This window comes from Achromobacter sp. (assembly GCF_036567245.1).
Lineage (GTDB): Bacteria > Pseudomonadota > Gammaproteobacteria > Burkholderiales > Burkholderiaceae_B > Achromobacter.
In genome coordinates this window covers 1-3,374 of record NZ_DATCUY010000528.1, presented here as the reverse complement: position 1 = coordinate 3,374, position 3,374 = coordinate 1, and the positions used below count along the sequence as shown (strand labels likewise).

Below are 3,374 nucleotides of genomic sequence, written 5' to 3'. Positions count from 1 at the left end.
GGGACAGTCCGGCAGCCGCCCGCCCCAACTGCTGCATGCGGTCGAACTCGCGCGCACCCTCGGGGTGGTCGCGCCGCCACCGGGCAAAGTCGCGCCGCTGGCGGCGCGTCAGTTCGCCCGAATGCCAGCGCGCGAACCATTGCGCCGCCGTATCGGCCGCAAGCTGCTCGCCGGGCTCATGGGTGGAAGGCATCGTCATGGATTGTGTTCACGCATGCGGTCGCGGACGAATTCGATCGCCCGCATGACGTAGCGCTCGATCATGTTCTTGGACAGGCCCATATGCTGAGCCACCTCGGCCTGCGTCCAGCCTTCGATGCGATTCAGGACGAAGGCTTCACGGCACTTGGGCGGCAATTCTGCCAGGACTTGGGCCAGGTCATCGGCCAGGCGCGACGCGCGCACCGGGGATTCCGGGTCGGTCCAGGCGGGCTGGTCGGCTTCGTCCAGCAGATCCAGCGGCACGTGTTCGGTTCGTTCCTGCCGGCGCCAGCGATCGATCAAGCGATGCCCGGCGGCCTGGAACAAGTAGCTGCGCGCCTTCAAGGCGACGCTGGCATCCGCCTTCAGCAGGCGTTCGATGGCATCGTGCGCCGCATCCTCCGCGTCATGCCGGTTGCCGACCCGCCGGCTCCATACCCCGACCAGCTCGTCATAGTAGGCGAGCCAGCCGGTGCGGGGCGGAGGAGAGCGGGACATGAACCGATCGGACAACGAAGATGGCGACGCCGCGAATTTTACAAATAATTCTCATTACCGCAACTGCGTGCCAGGATTCTTGCGAGCGTCTCCGTGCCCGCCCTGCTAGTAATCCATCGGAATGTGGCTCTGCGCCTCTCGCAGTTCCTGTATGTGGCGTTCGGCCTCTTGCTTCTCGACGGCGGGCGGCAAGGGCCGCCAGCTCACCATGTTGCCAGGCGTCTTCACCGGCATCCAACCCAGCACGCTGTACAGCGTGATGGCGGTGCATCCTGTGTCGTACTGCGTTTCGTAGTAGCCCTGCCGGTCCGGCTTGGTATCGCCGGACGTCCAATCCAACTGAGACATCCATGTCTCCTCAATCTGAAGCTTGTTGTCCCGCGCACCGGGCGAGCCCCTTGATCGTATAGCGGCCCTTCGCGCCCGTGCTGCCACCTTGCGCCCGCTTTGCAATTCTTGATAGAGGGGAATCCCTGACATTCTGATAGGTGCCAATTGCTAAACATGGAAAACCGGGGCTAGGATGTAGCAAAATATTCTTACAAACACGGGAGCGGGGATCTTCGCTTGCACGGACTCTAGGGCGAACCGCCATGCCAAAACCGGCCCTGATACGTTATCCAAAAGATCGGCTGGCCGCGCTGGCGGGCGCGAGCGGCCTGCGCGCCCTACGCGAAGGCCTGCTCTGGACCCTGCCCTGCCTGCTGATCACGGCGCTGTTCCTGGTGCTGTCCGTCGTCGCCCGCCAACTGGGCCTGCCCGCCTCCGTGGTGGACCTGCTGACCGGCGTCCACGACAAGCTCTCGGGCATCATGCCGATCCTGGCCGGCACCTCCATCGGCTACATGCTGTCGTTCCGCCACCGCGTGCCGCATCTGCCCACCGCGTTCCTGTGCCTGTCCTACGTGATGATCGCCGAAGCCCTGATGGCGCCCTATCCCCAGGCGGCCGCCACCCTGGTGCTGTTCATCGCCATTGTTTCGCCCTTGCTGACCGTGCCATTGATGGCTTGGCTGCACCGCCGCCGCTGGACGCAGCTGGCGCCGGACGGGGTGATCGCTGAAAACGTCCGCGACACGCTGAACATGGTCGTGCCCGGCCTGCTGACGGCCGGCCTGGTCGTGCTGGCGCTGTCCGCCGCGCTGCAGATCCCCGCCGTGGCGCAGTTCAACATCCCCCTGGGCCTGGCCTCGCTGGACAGCCCCTTCACCTCGGGCGCGCTGATGGCGGGACTGAATTCCCTGCTGTGGTTCTTCGGCATACATGGCTATCAGGCGCTCACGCCCCTGATGAGCGTGATGGACCAGGCGGCCATGCTGAACTCCGCCAGCCAGTCCGCCGGCTACGAAGGCATGTATGCCTTGAACAGCACGCTGCTGGGCGCCTTCGTCTTCATCGGCGGCGCGGGCGCGACGCTGTCGCTGGTGGTGGCCATGCTGCTGTTCGCGCGCAGCGAATCGCTGCGCGTGCTGGCGCTGGCCAGCCTGCCGGTGGCGCTCCTGAACGTGAACGAGATCCTGCTGTTCGGGCTGCCCCTGATCCTGAATCCGCGCCTGCTGGTGCCGTTCATCCTGGCGCCGGTGATCAACGTCATCCTCGCGCTGGCCGTCGTGCAGCTGGGCTGGCTGCCGTCCGCGGCGACCACCCTGCCCCTGACTTCGCCAGTGCTGTTCAACGCCTATGTCGCCGCTGGCGGCCATCTGGGCGGGGTGGCGCTGCAGCTCGCGCTGGTGGCGATAGGCGTGTGCCTGTATGCGCCCTATGTGGTCGCGCTGGAACGGCAGCGCCAGGAAAGCGCCACCGTCTACTTCAAATCGCTGGACACCACCTTCACCCGGCTGCAAGAGGAATCGCTGCTGTACGCGCACGATCCGGTGGTGCAGACCTACGCCGACCGCGCGCGCCGCAACGCCGAAAACACCCGTATCCGTGCCATCAGCCAATACGATTTCCATCTGGAATTCCAGCCGCAGGTGTCATTGCGCAGCGGCCTGTGCACCGGTTGCGAAGCCCTGTTGCGCGCCACCGGCCCCGATGGCTCGCGGCAGACGCCGGTAGAGTTCCTGCGCTGGCTCGCCCAGGCGGATCTGATGCGGGAAGTGGATCTGTGGGTGGCCAGGCAGGCCGTGCAGCAATGCCTGCGATGGCGCAAGCGCGACTTCGCCTTGCCGATGACCATCAACGTCACGGCCGGCACGCTGACGTCCGGCGACTACCTGGAAAAGCTGATCAAGGTGCTGGCGCAGGCCGGCGGGCAGATCTCGGTGGAGCTGACCGAAGACGCGTTGGTGGAGGATACCCAGGCGCTGCACACCGCCTTCGACCGCCTGCACGAGATAGGCGCCCGGGTCTACATCGACGACTTCGGCACCGGCTATTCGGCCTTGGGCTATCTGCACCAGTTCGAGATCGACGCGGTCAAGATCGACCGCAGTTTCGTCGTGGCGCAAGACAGCGACAGGGGCGCGCTGGTCCTGAACGGCCTGCTGCGCTTTTGCGAAGCGCTGAACCTGCAGATCGTGGTGGAAGGCGTGGAAACGGACCAGCAGCTGAAGGCGCTGGCATCCCCCGCCGAAATCATCGTGCAGGGGTGGTATTACAGCAAAGCGTTGCCGGGCGACAGCCTCATGGACTACGCGCGCCGGCGCCAGGCTGCGCCGCCGGCGCCCGCGCAG

4 protein-coding genes are annotated in these 3,374 nt (G+C 65.6%); 1 reads left to right on the top strand and 3 read right to left on the bottom strand.

Translation table 11 applies throughout. The features are described 5' to 3' along the window. The 3 genes from VIR09_RS22305 to VIR09_RS22295 form a co-directional block, all read right to left on the bottom strand. Window positions 1-199: FecR/PupR family sigma factor regulator (locus VIR09_RS22305; protein WP_332014826.1), on the bottom strand; the 199-nt coding region annotated here is incomplete at its 3' end. After that, the gene (locus VIR09_RS22300; protein ID WP_013395938.1) at window positions 196-699 is read right to left on the bottom strand and encodes an RNA polymerase sigma factor; all 504 of its coding nucleotides are present in this window, start codon (window positions 697-699) and stop codon (window positions 196-198) included. The genes VIR09_RS22305 and VIR09_RS22300, both read right to left, overlap by 4 nt. Window positions 700-804: 105 nt before the next feature. Next, entirely contained in the window at window positions 805-1,047 is a 243-nt protein-coding gene (locus VIR09_RS22295; protein WP_332014825.1) for a hypothetical protein, read from the bottom strand. 245 nt (window positions 1,048-1,292) lie between these two features. Between VIR09_RS22295 and VIR09_RS22290 the strand changes: the two genes are divergently transcribed. Next, the coding region (locus tag VIR09_RS22290; protein ID WP_332014824.1) for a PTS sugar transporter subunit IIC/EAL domain-containing protein at window positions 1,293-3,374 on the top strand (2,082 nt) is incomplete at its 3' end.

Coding starts and splice junctions, on each gene's coding strand:
- VIR09_RS22300 (WP_013395938.1), bottom strand. CDS start 699: ATGTCCCGCTCTCCTCCGCCCCGCACCGGCTGGCTCGCCTACTATGAC.
- VIR09_RS22295 (WP_332014825.1), bottom strand. CDS start 1,047: ATGTCTCAGTTGGATTGGACGTCCGGCGATACCAAGCCGGACCGGCAG.